This window comes from Streptomyces sp. NPDC053665, from assembly GCF_055585285.1.
In genome coordinates this window covers 1,472,356-1,488,472 of sequence record NZ_JBVJKK010000001.1, presented here as the reverse complement: position 1 = coordinate 1,488,472, position 16,117 = coordinate 1,472,356, and the positions used below count along the sequence as shown (strand labels likewise).

The following is a 16,117-nucleotide window of genomic DNA, read 5'->3' as shown; positions in this document are numbered from 1 at the left end:
TCAGACACGAGAACTGCTGTCCGGAAGAGGAGTTGGGGACGGACACGGAAGTCCGAAAGGTGAACCGAGATATGCCGTCAGGCTGCCGCGGGCTGCGCTTGAGGATGGTTCTTCGCGGCCTGGTCCAGCACCAGGGTGAAGTGCTCGGCCCGCTTGTCTCCCTCGGCCTCCTGAGCGCGGAGGTCGCCGAAGCGCTGCCAGTAGCGCCGGCAGACGTCACTGCTCATGACCATCTCGGCGTAGAACGGCAGCTGTCCGTCGCGGACGCGGCCGAGGCAGTGTCGGAGGCTGAGGGCGCAGATGAGTCGGTTGGCCGACATGAGCTGCATGTACTCCTCGGCCTTCATGTCCTCGGGCTTCCACAGCTCGGCGAGGTCGGCGTTGGTGGACACCCGGTTCAGCCAGTCGAGCTGGTTGTCCGCGAGGAGCGCCTCGTGCCGCTCGGCCTGGTGCCGTGCGTTCTGCCTGAGCCGGGCGGCTCCGACCACGGCGGTCGTGAGGGACAGAGCAACACCGGCAGCGAGGACGGCGGTAGGGAGCTTCATCGATCAACAACCTTTTCGCAGAGCGGATGTGCGGCATGAAGGCCGAATGGTGGGGACCGCGGTGTTCCGCTTGTTCACGCGGCCTCCGCGAGGACGACGCTCGGGACTTCATCGGTAGAGCCGTTAGGCATGTATCGGCTACGCACCGTCTCCAGTGCGACAGCGATCGGCGGCAGACCGACCGTGGCCCTTCGTTTGTCGACGGATCCCGGCGCGCGCAGTGGGCACAGCTCGATGCGGTCGGAGCGCAGAAGGAGCTGGGTGCCGTACTCCTGGTCCTGGCCGGTGTTGATGAGGGTGCGGTCGTGCAGGTGTGCCCAGTGGTGGACGAGCGCGTCGCCGGCCTCGACCGCACGCCCGAGCAGGATGGTGGCGGCGCGCTGGAAGACGAGATCGTGGTCGCTGTGCAGGGCGATGCTCCAGGCGGCTCGGGTAGCAGCAGGGCCGACGAGGCGGTGGCCTGGCCACTCGTATTCGCCCAGGACGCGGCGCAGAAACTTGGCGTTGGCGTAGTCGGTGTGCCGACCACGGCCGAGTTGGACGCCGTCGAGCTGGTTGCGCACGCGTGTGGCCCGGTGCGCGGCCGATTCCGTGGCGCGGGCGATCAGCTCGCGGGCGATGTCGGGCCGCTGCGGCCTTTCGGTTGTCACGTGCTGCTCCCTTCTTCCGCAGCAAGATGGGGAGCTTGGGTTTGGCAGCTGATTAGTGTGCTGAGTCGGGGGCGGTGCTCGGCGGCCAGTTCGAGGCGGGCGACCCGGTCCCCCTCCCGTCCCGGACCGGAACCCCGCACGTCCCAGCCCATGTCCGTGAGCCGACGCAGCAGGGCGGCGATGGGTTCGGCTTGCAGGGTGTGGCCTGCCAGGATTTCGGCCCGTACGAGCGGGAGGCTCTGCCGGGCGGCGAAGTCGGAGGCCCACAGGGTGATCAGCCGGGTGATGTCGTCGGGCTGCTCGGGCAGGGTGTGGACGTGGCCCAGGCGGAGGCAGGGGCCTTCGCCCCAACTGAGTCCGGGGTCGCGCGCGGGGACCATGCAGGCGAGCAGCTTTCCGTCCTCGAACAGACCGGCCGACGTCGTGTGCGGGTCGCGGAACAGGGCCGGCACGTCAGCTTGGGCGGGCACGGGGAGACCGCGCAGGGTGAGCCAGCGCTGCCGGTCCTGCGCGAGGGCAGCGGCTTCCGCGCGCTCGGCGTCCGTACGTAACCTGCGCACCGCGTACACGGCGCCCGGGTACTTCGCTGCGAACGACGGGGAAGCCGGAGCCTCCTCGTTGGCCAGGGGAGTGGGGGGCCTTCTCACTGGCTCGCTCCGCTCCGCGCCGCCGGGTCGGTCGGCAGCAGCTTCCAGCCGTGGGCAAGGATCACCAGGTGGGTGGTGTCCCGCGCGCCCGTGTCGGCGAGGAGTTGGTCGAGTGCGGCGCGCTGGTCGGCGGGGGCGAGCTTGGCGGCGACGGCGATGTCACGGGGGTCGCTGTGCTCGGCGACGGCTCGGAGCAGCAGCCGCTGCTCCGAGGTGAGGGATGGCGCTGGCCGGTCCGCCGTGGGTGAGGCCACCTGCTGGGTGGTGAACAGGCGGTGCACGATCACCGGGGGCTTGCAGCGGGGCGGGCAGTGCAGGCTCTCACGGATGTCGCGCATGTACTGGCGGACGGTCACGGCCGACAGGCTGGTCTCTGCCGCAATCTCCTTGGCCGTGAGGCCGTTCGCGAGGTGCTGGGCGACGCGCTGCAGAGTCGGCGTCAGGGGCGTGATCGGTGCGCTGGTCGTCACGGGCGGGGTCACGGTGTCTCTCTCGGCTGAGTGGATGGTCACTGGGAGGGGTGCTGCCGGTCCCCGCGGGGGACGGGGGCCGGCGGCACGGGCCCGTGCGCGGCGGTGGGGAGTCACGGGGTGCCGCGCACGGGGGCTCATGCGGCGGTCGGGTCGGGTCGTGCCCAGGCGGCTTCGGCGGCGAGGCGCTCGGACCACTGGATGTGGTCCTCTGCGAAGGCGGCGTCGGCCAGGCGTATGCGCTGGACTTCGCCGGTTCCGGCCGGTGGGTAGGTGTGCTGGATGTCGCGCCACAGGCGCTGGACGATGTAGTCGCCATCGAGGGCGTTGGCGCCGTGCAGTTCCATGGCGTCCTGGGCGGACTGGACGGCCCACTGGTGGCCGAGGTATTTCGAGTTGATCAGGTCGGCGTCGCAGGGCAGGCCCTGGTCGAGGAGGTGCACGGCCTGGTAGGCGAGTATCCGGGCGGCGCGCAGGCGGGCTTCCATGCCGCCGACGCGGTCCCGCAGGACCGGCAGGTCGGACAGGGCGCCCTGGTAGCGGGGGCGGGTCTTGAGCCGGGCGGTGGTGGTGTCCACGACGGCTTCGTGGATGCCGAGGCTGACGGCGGCCAGGTTGGGGCGGCCGTAGAGGATGCTGCTGCTCTGGGCCACGGCCAGTCCCTGGCCGATCTCCCCGACCACGTTGTCCTCGGGGACGCGGACGTGATCGAGGTCGAGGCGGCCGACGGAGAAGCCATGCAGACCGAGCCCGGCACGGTGGTCGGAGACGGAAAGTCCGGGGCGGTCGGCTTCGACCATGAACGCGGTCAGCGCCTGTGAGGTGCTTACTCCCGGCCCGGCGGTGCGAGCGACGACGAGGTGGGCTCCGGCGAGGTGGCTGTTGCCGATATGGATCTTGCTGCCGGTGATCACCCATTGGTTGCCGATGTGTTGGGCGGTGGTTTCGACGCCGCCGATGTGTCCGCCGGCGAGCGGTTCGGTCACGGCGATCGACAGCAGCACGGACCCGTCCGCGACCCGGGGAAGCCAGCGGCCCTTCTGCTCGTAGGTGGCGAAGTGCAGCAGAGCGCCCACGGGGATCAATGTGGCCTGCAGGATGGCCGCGGCAGCCGCCGAGACCCGCGCGATGCGGTGGACCAAGACGGTCCTGGCCACGTGTCCGGCGCCCAGCCCGCCGAAGACCGCCGGGACGGTGACAGCGAACCACCGCCGGGCGGCCATCAGGTCGGCGACCTTGCGCTCCACCCTGCCCGGAGCGGCCTCCATCCGCGCGGCGCGCGGCGCGACGTGCTCGGCCGCGAAGGCGTCCGCCTCCTGCCACAGCAGATCGTGGCGGGCGGTGAGGTAGGGACGCAGCGCCGGTGGAGGCGTGGTGGGTGTGGCGGACATGGTCTCCCTCTCCCTGGATGAAGGTCGCAACGCGTGGAGCGGCCGGGGAACGCCTACGGCTCCCGGGTGGGAAGTTGTGGAACGGCCTAGCGGACGGGGGCGCGGGCGATGTGGTCCATCACCTGTGCACTGGCGTTGATGACGATGTCCCGCAGACGACGTGCCTCGGCCAGGGGCCGCTTCTCGGGGTCGATCACACACACCGTGCCCAGCACCGTGCCGCTGTCGTGGATCAACGGAGCGCCGAAGTAGGAGCGGATCCCGACGGCGTCGACCACCGCGTTGCCGCTGAAGCGCGGGGAGGCGTGCACGTCGTGCAGCGGGAGGGCCTTCCTGCGGGCCATGACCTCCGGGCACCAGCCGTGGTCCCGGCTCATGGTGCGGCCGACGATCACGAACCCGCTGTCCGCCGGCGGCTGGTGCAGCCCGACGAAAGTCTGTTCCTCCAGGAACAGGTTGACGAACCCGTACAAGAACCCGGCCTGTGTGGCCATGTCGCGGGCCAGCTCGTCGAAGTCCTCGTTGGCCACCGGGGGCACGCCCAGGCGGTTGAGCAGCTCGTAACGCTGAGCCAGTTCCCGCGACTGCTGAGGTCGCTGGCTGGTGAGGGCGGTGCCGGGTGGGGTGAACGGGCCGGGGGTGGTGTCCCGCATGTCGCGCCGAGGCAAGGACCGGGCGGGCGGGGCAGTCTGCGGCGTGCGGTAGGGGTCGCTGGGGTGCTGTGACATCAGGCGTCCTGGAGGGTGGTAGAAGGGGTGTGACCAGCGCGATTGGTGGTGGCGGCGCAATCGACGGCGTGGTCGACGAGGGCCAGCAGAACGCCGGCGACGTGATTCGTGTCGCGGGCGTCGCAGGTGACCACCGGCACGGCGGCGGGGAGTTCGAGAGCGGCGCGGACCTGCTCGGGGTGGTAGCGGTGTGCGCCGTCGAACTGGTTGACCGCGACGACGAAGGGCAGGCCGATGTCCTCGAAGAAGCTGACGGGCGTGAAGCTGCTCTCCAAGCGGCGGGTATCGACCAGGACGACCGCGCCGACGGCGCCGCGGGAGAGGTCGTACCAGAGGTCGACGAACCGGTCCTGGCCCGGCGTGCCGAACAGGAACAGCTCCAGAGGCATCGGTGCATCGGGCAGGCTCAATCGGCCGAAGTCGAAGGCGACCGTGGTGGTCCGCTTGGACTCCAGGCCCGCCAGGCTGTCGACGTCCGCGCTCGCCTCGGTCAGATACTCCTCCGTACTCAGCGGCGTGATCTCGCTGACGGCGCCCACGGCCGTGGTCTTGCCCGCACCGAAACCGCCGGCAATCACGATCTTCAGCACAGTCGGCGCACCGGCCTGCGAGTGCGGCGAAACCGTGGACGGGTCATCCGGCCTGGGGATAGGCATCAGGCCACCTCCTCTTCAAGCCGGCGGAAACGGCTGCCAGCAGTTGGATAGACGGACCGGACCCTGCGCCGGTATCGGCATAGGACTGGGTCAGGGGAACGACGAGGGCGCCGGCGTCCAGGAGGTCGGAGACGAGCACTTTGACGGCGGTCACGGGCCGGCCGATGCGCCCCGCCAGCTCGACCACCGACCGCCGGCGCTCCCGGCACAGGGCGAGAATCTCCCCGCACTCCTCGGCCTGCGCCGGGCCCGGCCTTCCCTGCCCGGCCTCCAGGACGGTTTCCAGAGCGAGCAGGTGCCGCGGCTTGGTACGCCCGCGCGTCACGGCGTAGGTCCGCACGAACGCCGACTCCTCGGCCGCGCGGCCGTACGTGGTCACCGGACCTCTCCGCCCGTGCCAACGCGGACGGGGATCAGCATGTACGGGGCGAACTTCTGGACCAGGCGCCCCATCTCGAAGCCGACGGTGCCCACATCGGCGTCCCTGGTGGCGATGACAGCGAGGATCGTGTCCACCTCACCGCGTTCGGCACCGGGGTGGGTGTCGAAGGCCGCGCTGCGCCCGGCGCTCTGGACGAAGAACAGGCAGTCGTCTCGCTCGATGATGACCTGCCGGGCCGGCCTCTTCTTGTGGCTGGGGCCGGTGATGTTCGCCGCGAGGGAGGCGACCCCGCTGAAGGCGGCCGACAGTTCGTCCGCCCAGTCCTTGTCGACGTCGCTGTCCAGCAGCCGCAGTCCGTCGCGCGAGAGCAGGACGGCGTGCGTGACGCCCGGCGTCTCGGAGGCGAACTGACGCAGCAGCCAGGCCATGCTGTCCCGCTGTCCGCTTGTCGTCGCGGATGCGGGCGAGCCGTCGGTCACGTTGTTCATCGCGGGGTCAGTGCTCATGGGGATCGCTCCAGAAGGGGGAAGGGCCAGTGGGTGTACTGGGCCGCCGGGAACGCGGAAGAAGCGGGTCAGGGGGTGGGGTCTTCTGTCGAGGCGGGAGGGGGACTGGCGGTTCCGCCGGCCTGGAGGCCGCTGCGGAAGGCGGCTGCCAGCCCGGGCGTCGCCGCGGACACGGGGGCTTGCTCCCGCTCCTGTGGCGGACGGAAAGGTTCCGACCGACGCGTGCGCGTGGGAAGAGCGGGCGCGTCGGCCGAATGACCCGCCGAGGTCGATGCCCCAGCGGAGCCGGGGCGTGCGACCTGCCCCACCCCTGGGGCGGCAGGAGCCGCGGCCACCTGCTGCGGCTGCTGCCCGGACATGCGAGCTTCCTCGGGCTGCGGCGCACCCGCGTCCTCGACCGATGGAATGGCTACCAGGAGCCGTGCCGGTATGACGACCAGGGCGGTGGTGCCTCCCGTCGCGTTCTCCTGCAGGAGGACGGACAACCCGTGTGACTGGGCGATCTTCGCGGCGACCAGCAGGCCGAGCTGTCCAGCCCGGACCTGGCCGCTGACGTCGACCTCGTCCGGGGCTTTGAGCAGGTGGTTCATCTGTGCCCGCGTCTGCGGGTGCATGGGAATGGCGCGGTCCTCGACCTCGATGGCCAGCCCGTGTGGCACCCGCTGCGCGCGCACCATCACCCGCGTCGCTGGATCCGAGCACTCGCAGGCGTTCTCGATCAGCTCGGCCAGCAGGTGCGTCAGGTCCGGCCCCACATGGCCGGGCAACCCCAGCTCGGCGCCCACGGATCCGGCCGCGACGGCCACCCGCGGATACTGCACAACCTCGGAGACAGCGCCACGCAGGGCCGTCGTGACGGGAACGGGCCGGCGCACGCTGCGCAGGGACTGTCCGCCCAGGACCGCCGTGCTTTCGACCTGGCGGCGCATCCGCGTCACGAGGTGATCGATCTCGAAGATCTTGGCCAGCAGTTCCGGGTCGTCGGTCAGCATCTCCAGCTGGCTCAGTGCCTGGAGTGCCTTGCTGACCAGGGCGTGCTCGCGCATGGCCAGGCGGCGAAGCACTTCCAGGAGGACCACGGACTGGGACTCGTCGTGCACGCGGATCAGCGACATGATGGCCTGCGCCTGGAGGGCACTCAGCGCGTTGTCGATCCCGGCGTTCGCAGTGGGCGACTGCGCGGTGTGCGGGTCCGGCAACGCTGGACGTTTTCCGCGGCACAGCTCGTCCGCCGACCACTGCACCGACTTCTCAACGGCTGCCGCTGCCCCTGTGACCGCTGTCAGCGCTGCTGCCTGGGACTCCTCCACGGCCGACTGCACGGCACTGGCCACGGTGCGTGTTCCGTGTGCCGCCACCGCGACGACCGCCGCCAGTCCGCAGACCAGGCCGGCCAGGACCAAGCCGGGGCCTACGACGGACCCCGACCGGAGAGCGAAGGCGGCGAGCAGCAGCGCGGCTAGGAGTGCCAGGGGCAGTGCCACGGCGCGACGGGCGAGGTACAGCGTGGTCGCGTCGACCGGGGGCCGCCGTCTGCGGTGGCCGGTAGCGGCCGGCCGTGCCGGGAAGGCGCTGTCGGGCATGGGAATCCTCGTCAGGGGTGGGGTGGCTATGCGTGCTGCGGCGTCAGGTCGGCGGTGGACTGGCGCGTGCTGCGGGAGGTTGAGCGGGGTGCGGGAACCGCGAGCGCGGCGTGGCGGGGGCAGGACTGCGCCGCCATCTGCTGAAGGAGCAGGGCGCTTTGGATCAGGCCCATGTGGCTGAACGCCTGCGGGAAGTTGCCGAGCTGGCGCTGCTGGTCGGGGTCGTACTCCTCCGCCAGGAGCCCGAGGTCGTTGCGCAGAGCCAGGAGGCGTTCGAACAAGGCACGGGCCTCGTCGGGGCGGCCGGTCAGGGCGAGGCCGTCGACGAGCCAGAAGTTGCACAGGAAGAAGGCGCCCTCGTCGCCGGTCAAGCCGTCCACCCCGACGTCCTCACCGCAGGTCGGGTACCGGTACACGAGCTCGTCTTCCGTGGAGAGTTCACGACGGACCGCATCCACGGTGCCGATGACGCGCGGGTCGTCGGGCGGCAGAAAGCCGGTGCGGGGGATGAGCAGCGTGGCAGCGTCCAGCTCCTGCGAGCCGTAGGACTGCGTGAAGGTGTTGCGCACCGGGTCGAAGCCCTTGTCACAGACCTCCCGGTGGATCGCCGCCCGCAGCTCGACCAGCGCGGCCACGTCCATGTCGAGCGCGCCGGCCTCGGCCAGGCGGATGGTGCGGTCGACCGCCACCCAGGCCATCACCTTGGAATGGACGAAGTGCCGGCGGGCCCCGCGGATCTCCCAGATGCCCTCGTCGGGCTCCCGCCAGCGCTGGACCAGGTGCTCGATGAGCCGCTGGTGCAGGACCGCGGTGTCGGCGCAGTAGGCGACTCCGCTCTGGTGCGCGAGGTACAGGGTGTCGATGACCTCGCCGTACACGTCGAGCTGCAGCTGGTTCGCCGCCCCGTTCCCGACCCGTACCGGGGCCGAGCCCTCGTACCCGGGAAGCCAGGGAAGCTCCCGCTCCCGCAGGTCACGCTCCCCGGTGATCCCGTACATGATCTGCAGGTTCTCCGGGTCTCCGGCCACGGCGCGCAGCAGCCACCGCCGCCATGCCTGTGCCTCCTGCCGGTATCCGGTCCCCAGCAGCGCGGTAAGCGTCGTGGCGGCGTCGCGCAGCCAGGTGAAGCGGTAGTCCCAGTTCCGGTCGCCGCCGATCTCCTCGGGAAGCGACGTGGTCGGCGCCGCGACGATCCCGCCGCTCGGCCCGTAGGTCATGGCCTTCAGCGTGATCGAGGACCTGACCACGGCCTCGCGATAGGGCCCGTCGTAGGTGCACTCCTGCGTCCAGTCCTGCCAGAAAGCGAGCGTCTCTGCGAGGGCGGTCTCAGGGGCAGCAACGTCAGGGGCGGCTGCATGCGACGGGCACCAGCCCAGTACGAACGCCACACTCTGGTCGGCGGCGATGGTGAAGGCGCTGACGACGACGCCGTCCTTCTCCACCTGCGGGACGCAGGTGTCGAGCCACAGAGCGTCCGCGCCGGCCTCCGCGACCATGCGCCCACCGACCTCGTGGATCCACGGGCTGACGCTGCCGTACCCCGGCCGAGGACGCATGGCCGAGACCATCTCCACTTCGCCAGTCAGGCCCTCAGCGATCCGGATCACCTGCGGGGCACCGTCGCGCGGCGGCATGAAATCCAGGACCCGGACCGAACCCGTCGGGGTACGCCACAGCGATTCGAGAACGAGCGAGTCACCGCGGTACCGGCGCTCAGCCACTCTTCCGGAGCCGGACCCGCCTGCGGACGAAGCCGGGGCGATCTGCCAGGTGCCGTGCCTCTGTGTGCCGAGCAGACCGGCAAACACGGCCGGTGAGTCGAAGCGGGGCAGGCAAAGCCAGTCGATCGTGCCGTCGTCGCAGACGTGGGCGCTGGTCTGCGTGTCGCCGATCAGGCCGTACTGCTCGATACGCGGAAGGCGTTTCATCGTGTGTGGATCTCCGTTAAGCCCCGCTGGTCTGGGGGTGTTATCGGGGCCGCCGAAGCGGCCGGGGACAGGCCGGGAGTCAAGGAGTCAGCGGTCAGCGCGGGGACGCAGGCTCGCTCGGAGGTGGTGTAGAGGCCCTGTCTGCGGGATCGAGGCCAGTCGCACGAGTGCCTCGGCACACCAGCCACGCCATCGCGACGAGGATCAGTCCGATGAGGAGCGCTCCGGTGAGGGTCATGTCCGGGGCACCGAAGCGGCCCACACCAGGCAGGTGAGGGCGACGGCGAAGACCGCACCGCGCAGCACGTTGATCTGCGGCGTCCATCGAGCCAACCTCCGCGCCGGTCGACTCGCTCCGACGACGTCCAGCCGGATCTTCGCGATGAGTTCCTGCGTGGCCTCGGCGAGTCTGACGAGGTGCACCCGGCTGGGCAGATAGCCCTCCGGGAGCCCGACCGAGCAGAGTTGCTGCGCACGGAGCAAGGCCGGCTCCTGCGAAGGCACCAGGGTTCCGAGCTGGTTGACGTGCCCTCGCAGCCGCAGGTCGAGGTCCTCCACATCGGCGGCGGTCTCGGGCACCGGGGAGTCCTCGCCCAGCACGAGCGTCACCGTCTCCGTCGCGGACACCGCTTGGTCACGCCCGGCACCCGGATCACCGAGTCTCCGGCCCTGACCACTGCGCTGGCAGAACGCCCGGCGAGGGGCCAGCGAGAGACGCATGACACAACTCCTATGTGAATCAAGCCAAATTGAGTGAGAGACGACGTGCACCACAGTCGGTCGGCGTGCATGGTGAGTGATCCGGCCGCTACGTTGAGCGTACCGCGAATCCCCGCTGGGGGGTATGCCTGTGCGGCCCGCAAGGCCGTCAAAGGCGTCAAAGATCATTTCGGACCTGAGGGGCAGCCCATGGCCCGTGAGCGAAACGTCGCCCTCGCCGCACTCCTGCGCGAAGCGGGCTGGTCCCAGCCCCAAGCAGCCGCCGCGGTGGCTCGTGTCGCCGCGGAGAGCGGTGCTCGCGAATTGGAGGCCATCTCGCGCTCGCACATCGCCATGTGGGTCCAGGGCACCAAGCCCAGCGGACGAGCGCCTCATATCCTGCGTGAGACGCTGTCCCGCAGGCTCAGTCGCCCCCTCACCCTCGCTGACCTCGGGCTGGAAGACGGGCCGACAGGCTCGCCCGACAGCAGTTCCGACTGGAGCGTCGACCCTCTGACCGTGCTGGCCGAGCTGGGAAGCGACGACCTGGACATGCACCGACGCAAGCTGCTGGCGACCGCCGCGTACTCGGCCGCCGGCCTCACTCTGCCCGCGAGTTCGTGGTGGACAACCGCCCCAGCCGCTGCAGCATCGCGCCCAGCAGTCTCCCCACGGTTGGTGACCCAGGCCGACATCGATGACGTCCGCAACCTGACAGCCTTCTACTCCGCACGGGACCAGCAGCGTGGTGGAGCCTCTGGGCGCTCGGCTCTGGCCGGCCACCTTCGCGACGAAGCGGTGCCCCTGCTGGGCAGCAGGTTTCGAACGGAACGGCACCGACGGGACACGTACTCGGCCGTGGCAGAGATGACCTACATCGCCGGCTGGATGGCGTTCGACGCCTCGGAGCACCGCACCGCCCAGCGCTACCTCACCCTCGCCGCCCGCATCGCGGCCGAAGCCGGCGACGGACCGCTGGGCGGCCACATCCTGCGCGCCCTCGCCCACCAAGCAGTCGACCTCGGACACCCACGCAGGGCCCTCGACCTGGCCGACGCCTCCATGGCCCGCACTCACTACGGCCAGGCCAGCTCGCGCGAGAAGGCCCTGCTCTCCATCGTCCACGCCCGCGCCCTGGCCGCCGATGGCGACCGCCCCGGCACCCTCGCGGCCATCAGCCGAGCAGAGCGGGACCTCGCCCGCGCCGACAACGAGGACGCCCCCGACCGCGTTGGCTTCTTCCAGGAAGCCTCTCTCGCCCACGAAACTGCCTGCGCCCTGCGCGACCTGGGCAACCCCGTCGAGGCGGAGATCCATTTCCAGCGCAGCGTCCGCACCCGCCGCCGGCAGCAGTACGCCCGCACCCACAGCGTGACACTCGGCTACCTGGGCGCCGTCCAGGTCCAGCAAGGACGTCTCGACGAGGCATGCGGCACCTGGGGACAAGCCCTCGATGCCATGGTCGGCGTCCAGTCCGGCCGCGCCCGCGACGTCATCGTCCGCATGCAGAGCGACCTGTCGCCCGTGAGGCAACGCGGAGGCCGCCACGTTGTTGAATTGGACCGCCGGGCACGGGAAATGCTGCGCGCCATAGGCTGACCACAGGGCAGGTCCGCAGGTGCGGCCGGCGGTTGCTGCACACGCGACTTCATGGGAGAGGAACGAGCGCCGATGGCGACGTACGAGGTCGAACCGATCGCAACGGTCGTAGGGGGCCACACCCGCGTCCAAGACGACTACCAGGGCGGAGTGGAATCGATCATCCGACTGAACGACGCCTTCCCGCTCGAAACGCTGCAGGGCATTGAGGAGTTCTCCCACCTCACAGTGACCTGGCGCTTCCACCTGGCGCGTCCCGAAGACGTGCAGCTCCACGCCCGCAGCCCAAGGGGAAATCCGATCTGGCCGGCGACCGGAACCTTCGTCCACCGCAACCACCGACGCCCCAACCAACTGGCGATCAGCTATCCGCGACTGCTCAAGACGGACGGCCGGGACCTCGTCGTCACCGACCTGGACGCTGTAGACGGCACTCCCGTCCTCGACATAGCGCCGTACTTCACCCAGATGGGGCCCCGAGGACCGGTTCATCAGCCAGCCTGGCCGGCCGAAATGCTTGCCACGTACTGGCTGGATGTCTCGGAGCGTCCGTAAGCCGACCTGCCGTAGTGATCTGTCGCTCGCGGCAGCGCTCATGAGGGCCCCGCTCGCAGAGATGAGAGGGGCGCACCAAGTAGTCGGCCGTCCTCGCTGATACTCCGCTCCCCGAACGGGAATTCGGTCAAAGCCTCCGGCCGGTACCGGCAGAACGGACCAGGCGGCTGTGCGAGCGCCACGGCTGAGGAGGTTCACGACGCAGTCCCTTCACCGGGGACGTCCAGCTCCATCCAGACCGTCTTGCCCCCGCCCGGGCCAGGTCGGACTCCCCAGTTCGCGGCCAACGCGTCGACCAGGAGCAGGCCCCGGCCTCCCTCACACTCGTCGCTCGGTAGGCTCTGGAAAGGCTGTCTCCCGGAGGGGTCCTGCACTTCGGTCCGGAGACGTCCGCTGGAGTGGGTGACCTTCAGCGTGAACGCCTTCACCGCCTGGTGACGGCACCCGTGGGTCACTGCATTCGCCATCAGCTCATGGGCTCCCAGAGCAACTGCGTCCGCGATGGCCGCCAGTCCCGTTAGCAGCATCAACTCGTGAAGTTCGCGCCGGCCCCGCGAGACTGCTGCCACCTCCGCCGGGTACACCGCCACAATCTCGAAGGCACGGCTCCGGTCCGCGATCGGCACGGTTTCGACGGGGGCACTGGGATGGGGACCCACGAGGTTGTGAACCGCCACGTCAAGAACTTCGTCCGACCGCTGAAGAGCGGCGTCGGAGAAATGCACGTTCATCAGCTCCCCTAAGCGGTCCCGACAAGGTACAAATCCGGTCATCATCTGTGCGTGAAGGCGTTTCTCGACCGGCACCGGGTGAGCTGGTCGACGTCGAAAGCCACGTCGCGCTCCTCCGGGCGGTTTTGGGCTGAGCAGGGCGGCCGGGGACTGCACCTGCGGCGAGACCGTGTCGTGCGGGTCGCTCCACGGCAGCGTTCGGCCGTTAGGCGCCGACGGGCCCGTTAGTCACGGCGCGGGCCAGTGGATCTGAGACGGGAAGCCTGGGGGTATCGGGGTGCGGGGGTCGCCCAGGGCCCGCAGACACACACGGTCGCCGGAGAAGCCGGTGCGGGCGTGGAGCCAGCGGCTGTTGTCGATCAGATAGCCCTGGCCGGCGTCGAGAGTGACGCGCTGCTGGAGCGCTTCGATCGCCGTGCGGAGGTGGGGCAGGTGGGGGGTGAGGAGGGGGCTGAACGCGGCGAGGGCGTCCTGGCGCAAGCGGATGGAGACCCGCTCGCCTCGGTGGCGGGTGAAGATCCGAGAGGGGTGTCCGCCGCCGTCGCCGTAGAAGGCGGTACCGGGCACGGCCATCACTTCCAAAGCCCGGGGCGCGCGTTCCATGAGGAGGGCGTGCAGGGCGCGGCCGTCGGTCAGGAGCACGTCTCCACCGGTCGCGGCGGGCTGCTGGCAGACCAGGAGCATCAGACGGGGCGGACGGGGAAGACTGGAGCGCTCGGTATGCGCGAGGAGTTCCCCGGTGCCCAGCCCCGCCAGCCCGGGGCGTCGGGAGGCGGCGCCTCTGTCACGGATAGTGGTCAGCGCATCCGGGTCGCTGTCGGGGTGCGGTACCAGCGTCATCACCTGCTGGGCGAAGGCGAGAACCTTGGCCCGGGTGTCCAGTCCCTCGACGGTGGCGACACCCCGCGCCCGCAGGAGTTCCATCACGGCGGAGGTTCGGCCGAAACCGCCGACGAGGGGCGTGACGTGTGCCTCGAACAGGGTGAGCGAACGGGTCGTCATCAACGTGCTCCTCTGAAATCGGGCTGGACGTCCAGCGTCCGGACGAATAGCGGGCGGCGTAAAGTGACAAACTGTCGACCCGGACAAAGGCGGCAAGCCCGACTTCATCTTGCGGACGGGTGCTACGTTCCGGAGGACATGCCCGCCCTCACGACTCAGGGACAGCCCATGTACAAGCCGTCGTTGTGGCCGGTGTCCGTCAAGGGCGTTGCTCTCGATGCCCGCGAACGCGTGTTGCTGCTGCACAACGAGCGCGGCGAGTGGGAACTGCCGGGCGGCCGGCTGGAGATCGGTCCCGCAGGTAATGGGTCGGCGCCGGCCGACGTGAGTCCCGGTGCGGCGTTGGAGCGCGAGGTGGCGGAGGAGAGCGGCTGGATGGTGAAGGCCGGGCCTCTGCTCGACGGCGGGACCTGGATCTACGAGCCGATCCCCGACCGTCGGGTCCTGATCGTCACCTACGGCTGCACGGTCCTGTCCCCAGACCGTGTGCCGGTCCTGAGCCACGAGCACAAGGAGATCGGGCTCTTCGACCGGCACGAGGTCGATGGCCTGACCATGCCCGAGGGCTACAAGCAGTCGATCGCGGCCTGGTACGACCACCCCGGAAGGTGACCCGGCATGGACGCCTTCACTTCTGTTTCCGGGCCGGCCACGCGCCGGTCGGCGCGGCTGGTCTCCTGGCGCTGGGCGACGCCGGAGGCTCAGGCCGTCCTCGCTACGCGCGACCTTGCTTCGATCCTGAAGTACTACCGGCACGTCCACGGCACCAGCCAGTTGGAGACCGGTGAGCTCCTGGGCTATGACAAGACCTACATCTCGGCCCTGGAACTGGGCAAACGGCATCTGAGCGATGTCGGGAGCTTGCGTCACGTCGCCGAGCGACTCGCTTTGCCCGCGCATGTCCTGGGCGTCACCGATCCGGCCGACACCGACCACCGGGCGATGATCCAGTTCGGCACCTCCACCGTGCGGCTCGCCGAAGTCGCCCGCCAGTGCGGGCGAGCGGCCGAGGCCGTCGCCGAACTGTGGCCGCTTGTAGCTCGCTTGGAAGCCCGCGCCCGGGACGGGAGCACCGAACGAGGTGTCCTTCGGCTCCTTGCGCACGCCCGGCTGAGTCTCGGGACGGCTCTGGGAAACGTGCTGCCCGAGGAACGGCTGGCCACCGCCGCGCTCTGGACCGCCAAGAGCCTGGACGTGGTGCGCGCCTTCGATGACCGGGCTTTGACTACCACCGCTCTGCGCGTGCACGGCAACGAGCTGCGCAAGGCCGGCCTGCTCGGCGCGGCCGTCGACCGGCTCAACCAGGCTGCGGTCACCGCACCCGGCACCGAGCAGCGAGCCGCGGTGCTGCCGCTTTTGGCCCGTGCTGCCGGTGCCCTCGGCAATGCGGTGCTGTTCGACCAAGCCGTCCGTGAGGCCCACCAGCTCCTTGACACGGTCGAGCACACCAGCCTCGTCAACCCCAGTGCTCTCTACGAGATCCATCTTCGGGGCCTTATCTCCACCGGCCGCACCCGCGATGCGATACGGCATGCTGAGGCGGCTCCGCCCGCCCCAACCATCGCGGTCGCACCCCAGTGGCGTGTCATCGAACTCATCACCACGGGCCGCGTCCGCCTTCTCGCCGGCGACAGTCATGGTGCTACCCAGCTTCTGTCCGCGGCTGTACGGGAAGCACAGGCCCAGCGCCTTCCGCACCAGCTCCAGCGCGTCCAGCGCACCACCGTTGGCAGGCTCCCCGATATCCATGACGCCGCCACCTGTGCCCTGGCCCAGCTCCGCACGGAGATCGCGGCATAGCCGAGGGCAGGTGCCATGTGACGGGTACACAGCCAGGTGTCCTGTTCCCATCGGGCGTCTCCTCTCCGGGCCGGCGGTTGAAAACGACTTGCCACCAGCGCAGTTGGACGCTGAGTGGCCGGTGCAGTGCCATGAGTTTGAAGCCGCGTCGGCTTCGAGGGCATCGCTGTGGCGATATCGCTGCAGCGATATCGATCTCCACCTAGCCTGGTTCTCACGGCTGGGGCGAGCTGGATCGCGAGAAG

18 protein-coding genes are annotated in these 16,117 nt (G+C 69.8%); 4 read left to right on the top strand and 14 right to left on the bottom strand.

The annotated features are described in order from the left end of the window. Window positions 1-77: 77 nt before the first annotated feature. From ACZ6ZN_RS06410 to ACZ6ZN_RS06355, 12 genes are all read right to left on the bottom strand, one after another. Entirely contained in the window at window positions 78-545 is a 468-nt protein-coding gene (locus ACZ6ZN_RS06410) for a DUF6082 family protein (RefSeq protein WP_469643531.1), read from the bottom strand. Between the two features lie 74 nt (window positions 546-619). After that, window positions 620-1,195, bottom strand: a complete 576-nt coding sequence (locus ACZ6ZN_RS06405; RefSeq protein WP_469643528.1) for a DUF6624 domain-containing protein — start codon at window positions 1,193-1,195, stop codon at window positions 620-622. Beyond that, window positions 1,192-1,764, bottom strand: coding sequence for a hypothetical protein (locus ACZ6ZN_RS06400; RefSeq protein WP_399450811.1), 573 nt, complete (start codon window positions 1,762-1,764; stop codon window positions 1,192-1,194). Before ACZ6ZN_RS06400 ends, ACZ6ZN_RS06405 begins: the two co-directional genes overlap by 4 nt. Window positions 1,765-1,838: 74 nt before the next feature. After that, on the bottom strand, window positions 1,839-2,312 hold the full coding sequence (locus tag ACZ6ZN_RS06395; protein ID WP_469643525.1) for a LuxR C-terminal-related transcriptional regulator: 474 nt from the start codon (window positions 2,310-2,312) through the stop codon (window positions 1,839-1,841). A 137-nt stretch (window positions 2,313-2,449) separates the two neighbouring features. Next, window positions 2,450-3,703, bottom strand: a complete 1,254-nt coding sequence (locus ACZ6ZN_RS06390) for an acyl-CoA dehydrogenase family protein (RefSeq protein WP_469643522.1) — start codon at window positions 3,701-3,703, stop codon at window positions 2,450-2,452. Window positions 3,704-3,789: 86 nt separating this feature from the next. Beyond that, complete coding sequence (locus tag ACZ6ZN_RS06385) at window positions 3,790-4,431, bottom strand: GAF domain-containing protein (protein ID WP_442749313.1); 642 nt, start codon at window positions 4,429-4,431, stop codon at window positions 3,790-3,792. Continuing rightward, window positions 4,431-5,087 (bottom strand): GTP-binding protein, encoded by a 657-nt coding sequence (locus ACZ6ZN_RS06380; RefSeq protein ID WP_469643518.1) that lies wholly within the window; start codon window positions 5,085-5,087, stop codon window positions 4,431-4,433. The genes ACZ6ZN_RS06385 and ACZ6ZN_RS06380 overlap by 1 nt, the downstream gene beginning before the upstream one ends. Further along, window positions 5,065-5,466 (bottom strand): DUF742 domain-containing protein, encoded by a 402-nt coding sequence (locus ACZ6ZN_RS06375; protein ID WP_469643515.1) that lies wholly within the window; start codon window positions 5,464-5,466, stop codon window positions 5,065-5,067. The genes ACZ6ZN_RS06380 and ACZ6ZN_RS06375 overlap by 23 nt, the downstream gene beginning before the upstream one ends. Continuing rightward, entirely contained in the window at window positions 5,463-5,975 is a 513-nt protein-coding gene (locus ACZ6ZN_RS06370) for a roadblock/LC7 domain-containing protein (RefSeq protein WP_469643512.1), read from the bottom strand. Before ACZ6ZN_RS06370 ends, ACZ6ZN_RS06375 begins: the two co-directional genes overlap by 4 nt. A 68-nt stretch (window positions 5,976-6,043) precedes the next feature. After that, window positions 6,044-7,558, bottom strand: a complete 1,515-nt coding sequence (locus ACZ6ZN_RS06365) for a sensor histidine kinase (RefSeq protein ID WP_469643509.1) — start codon at window positions 7,556-7,558, stop codon at window positions 6,044-6,046. A 26-nt stretch (window positions 7,559-7,584) separates the two neighbouring features. After that, a complete protein-coding gene (locus tag ACZ6ZN_RS06360; protein WP_469643507.1) occupies window positions 7,585-9,486 on the bottom strand; it encodes a glycoside hydrolase family 15 protein in 1,902 nt (633 codons plus the stop codon). 234 nt (window positions 9,487-9,720) lie between these two features. Further along, window positions 9,721-10,206: a DUF6415 family natural product biosynthesis protein gene (locus ACZ6ZN_RS06355; protein WP_469643505.1), complete on the bottom strand. Its 486-nt coding sequence runs from the start codon at window positions 10,204-10,206 to the stop codon at window positions 9,721-9,723. 189 nt (window positions 10,207-10,395) lie between these two features. Here ACZ6ZN_RS06355 and ACZ6ZN_RS06350 point away from each other — a divergent pair, with 189 nt between their 5' ends. Together ACZ6ZN_RS06350 and ACZ6ZN_RS06345 are read left to right on the top strand one after the other, a co-directional pair. Beyond that, entirely contained in the window at window positions 10,396-11,784 is a 1,389-nt protein-coding gene (locus ACZ6ZN_RS06350; RefSeq protein ID WP_174720323.1) for a tetratricopeptide repeat protein, read from the top strand. Between the two features lie 72 nt (window positions 11,785-11,856). Then, on the top strand, window positions 11,857-12,339 hold the full coding sequence (locus ACZ6ZN_RS06345) for an SAM-dependent methyltransferase (protein WP_469643502.1): 483 nt from the start codon (window positions 11,857-11,859) through the stop codon (window positions 12,337-12,339). Between the two features lie 194 nt (window positions 12,340-12,533). Here ACZ6ZN_RS06345 and ACZ6ZN_RS06340 read toward each other — a convergent pair whose 3' ends face one another. After that, window positions 12,534-13,070 (bottom strand): ATP-binding protein, encoded by a 537-nt coding sequence (locus ACZ6ZN_RS06340; protein ID WP_469643499.1) that lies wholly within the window; start codon window positions 13,068-13,070, stop codon window positions 12,534-12,536. Between the two features lie 228 nt (window positions 13,071-13,298). Beyond that, window positions 13,299-14,072: a TauD/TfdA family dioxygenase gene (locus tag ACZ6ZN_RS06335; RefSeq protein ID WP_469643496.1), complete on the bottom strand. Its 774-nt coding sequence runs from the start codon at window positions 14,070-14,072 to the stop codon at window positions 13,299-13,301. Window positions 14,073-14,210: 138 nt separating this feature from the next. Between ACZ6ZN_RS06335 and ACZ6ZN_RS06330 the strand changes: the two genes are divergently transcribed. Both ACZ6ZN_RS06330 and ACZ6ZN_RS06325 read left to right on the top strand, forming a co-directional pair. Further along, entirely contained in the window at window positions 14,211-14,684 is a 474-nt protein-coding gene (locus tag ACZ6ZN_RS06330) for an NUDIX hydrolase (RefSeq protein WP_469643494.1), read from the top strand. Window positions 14,685-14,690: 6 nt separating this feature from the next. Then, entirely contained in the window at window positions 14,691-15,872 is a 1,182-nt protein-coding gene (locus ACZ6ZN_RS06325) for a hypothetical protein (protein WP_469643492.1), read from the top strand. Window positions 15,873-16,117: the final 245 nt, after the last annotated feature.

What these genes read in the sequence shown, in the direction of transcription:
- ACZ6ZN_RS06340 (WP_469643499.1), bottom strand. Translation starts at nt 13,070, where the DNA reads ATGAACGTGCATTTCTCCGACGCCGCTCTTCAGCGGTCGGACGAAGTT.
- ACZ6ZN_RS06380 (WP_469643518.1), bottom strand. Translation starts at nt 5,087, where the DNA reads ATGCCTATCCCCAGGCCGGATGACCCGTCCACGGTTTCGCCGCACTCG.
- ACZ6ZN_RS06385 (WP_442749313.1), bottom strand. Translation starts at nt 4,431, where the DNA reads ATGTCACAGCACCCCAGCGACCCCTACCGCACGCCGCAGACTGCCCCG.
- ACZ6ZN_RS06335 (WP_469643496.1), bottom strand. Translation starts at nt 14,072, where the DNA reads ATGACGACCCGTTCGCTCACCCTGTTCGAGGCACACGTCACGCCCCTC.
- ACZ6ZN_RS06365 (WP_469643509.1), bottom strand. Translation starts at nt 7,558, where the DNA reads ATGCCCGACAGCGCCTTCCCGGCACGGCCGGCCGCTACCGGCCACCGC.
- ACZ6ZN_RS06325 (WP_469643492.1), top strand. Translation starts at nt 14,691, where the DNA reads ATGGACGCCTTCACTTCTGTTTCCGGGCCGGCCACGCGCCGGTCGGCG.
- ACZ6ZN_RS06350 (WP_174720323.1), top strand. Translation starts at nt 10,396, where the DNA reads ATGGCCCGTGAGCGAAACGTCGCCCTCGCCGCACTCCTGCGCGAAGCG.
- ACZ6ZN_RS06390 (WP_469643522.1), bottom strand. Translation starts at nt 3,703, where the DNA reads ATGTCCGCCACACCCACCACGCCTCCACCGGCGCTGCGTCCCTACCTC.
- ACZ6ZN_RS06330 (WP_469643494.1), top strand. Translation starts at nt 14,211, where the DNA reads ATGCCCGCCCTCACGACTCAGGGACAGCCCATGTACAAGCCGTCGTTG.
- ACZ6ZN_RS06410 (WP_469643531.1), bottom strand. Translation starts at nt 545, where the DNA reads ATGAAGCTCCCTACCGCCGTCCTCGCTGCCGGTGTTGCTCTGTCCCTC.
- ACZ6ZN_RS06355 (WP_469643505.1), bottom strand. Translation starts at nt 10,206, where the DNA reads ATGCGTCTCTCGCTGGCCCCTCGCCGGGCGTTCTGCCAGCGCAGTGGT.
- ACZ6ZN_RS06370 (WP_469643512.1), bottom strand. Translation starts at nt 5,975, where the DNA reads ATGAGCACTGACCCCGCGATGAACAACGTGACCGACGGCTCGCCCGCA.
- ACZ6ZN_RS06345 (WP_469643502.1), top strand. Translation starts at nt 11,857, where the DNA reads ATGGCGACGTACGAGGTCGAACCGATCGCAACGGTCGTAGGGGGCCAC.
- ACZ6ZN_RS06360 (WP_469643507.1), bottom strand. Translation starts at nt 9,486, where the DNA reads ATGAAACGCCTTCCGCGTATCGAGCAGTACGGCCTGATCGGCGACACG.